The organism is Photorhabdus noenieputensis (assembly GCF_018448935.1).
Classification (GTDB): Bacteria; Pseudomonadota; Gammaproteobacteria; order Enterobacterales; family Enterobacteriaceae; genus Photorhabdus; species Photorhabdus noenieputensis.
In genome coordinates this window covers 1-1,516 of record NZ_RCWC01000114.1, presented here as the reverse complement: position 1 = coordinate 1,516, position 1,516 = coordinate 1, and the positions used below count along the sequence as shown (strand labels likewise).

The 1,516-nt window shown below is 54.9% G+C and carries 1 protein-coding gene; it reads right to left on the bottom strand.

Annotated elements, in window-relative coordinates; translation table 11 throughout:
• Positions 1 to 1,273, bottom strand: a 1,273-nt coding sequence (locus EAE91_RS23395; RefSeq protein ID WP_422615672.1) for an AMP-binding protein, incomplete at its 3' end; no start/stop codon positions are given.
• Between the last annotated feature and the right edge of the window lie 243 nt (positions 1,274 to 1,516).

Genomic DNA, 1,516 nt, shown 5'->3' with positions numbered 1-1,516 from the left:
CCCAGACTTCAAACGTGCTGGCGTCAAACGCCGGATTAGCGGCAAAAGCCACCCGATCATCCGGCCCGATGTCAGCATAGCCATTATTGATAACCAGCCGGACTACCGCACGATGCGGCACCAACACCCCTTTGGGCGTCCCGGTAGAACCGGAGGTGTACATGATATACGCTAACTCGGCGCTGGCACGCGGTAAGTCAAGGTTAAGATGATCTTCCTCGCGGCCCGAGTCTGTCTCATCCGAGAGACGAAGCAGCGGCACAGCCAGGTTAGCCGGAATATCCGCCTGTGTATCGGCAAGCAACAATTTGGCGGCACAATCACTTATCAGCCAGTTTTTCCGCTCATCCGGCACACTGGGATCAATCGGCACGTAAACGGCACTGGCTTTGAGAATCGCCAATTGCACCACCACCAGCTCCATCGAACGCGCTAGCAGAAACGCAACATGATCACCGGGACACACCCCCTGTTCGATGAGCTGACGCGCCAGCCAGTTGGCGCGGGCATTCAGTTCCATATAACTGAAGGTGTTATCTCCCGCTATCAGTGCCGTCGCTTCTGGGGTTTTCTCCACCTGTTGTTCAAACAATTGATGAATGCATAACGCCTCAGGATAGGCAGTTTTAGTCGCGTTCCAGGTTTCCAGCAACAACTTACGTTCAGCCTCTGGCAACAAATTAAGCTGCCCTACGGGGATTTCATCATTCGCCCTTTTTGATGCCGCCAGCACCTGCAAATGTTCGCCCATCCGCCGAATCACTTCCGGGCTCAGGCGATTTTCATCATAGATCCAGCGAAAACCGCCCTGCGAATTTATCTGGAATGTCAGCAATTCGCCGGATACCGCCTGCTCACCCGATTTGTCATCCTGAATCACAGAAACGGCGATCTGCCACGGCCGAGCTGTGCTTAATGCCGGGATAGCCCGCAGTGAAGGAGAACGGGAAAGAAGATCACGACTAAATGTGCGGTGCCGCGCCAATCGGACCAGCTCGTTATCCATCCAGTCAGCCGCCACAGACCACGGCTTATCAAGCGCCACCTCAACAACCATCGGCACCACCGATGACAACCCGGTCAATATCTCTGGTTTATCTTCTGCCTCACCCACACACCAGCCAATTTGGAATTCAGTCTGCTGAGTCAAACGCGCCAGGTAGATAACGAATACCTGCAACAGTGTCTGTAATGGGTCTTCCCCCACGTGTTCAGGCAGTGGAGGCTGCCAGGGGCTGATGCCCCATTGAGGTTCAGCCTGTTTCCCGGCCATTTCAAAAGGCAACTGGAGTGGCTGCAACGAGGCCAGACGCTTATGCCAAAATGATTCACCCGGCGCGAGTGTTTGCAGGGTCTCTTTTACATTCCGCGCTTGTTGTGAGGAGAGTAAAGGAAGCTGTTTGCCCGGTCTCAGTTCCGCTATCTCGGCAAGCTCTCTGGCAGACAACAACTGCCCTTCAAGGGTGGCGAATCCCCCGATCCGCACATCCTCACTGCCGGTCGTCACCTGCCAGGC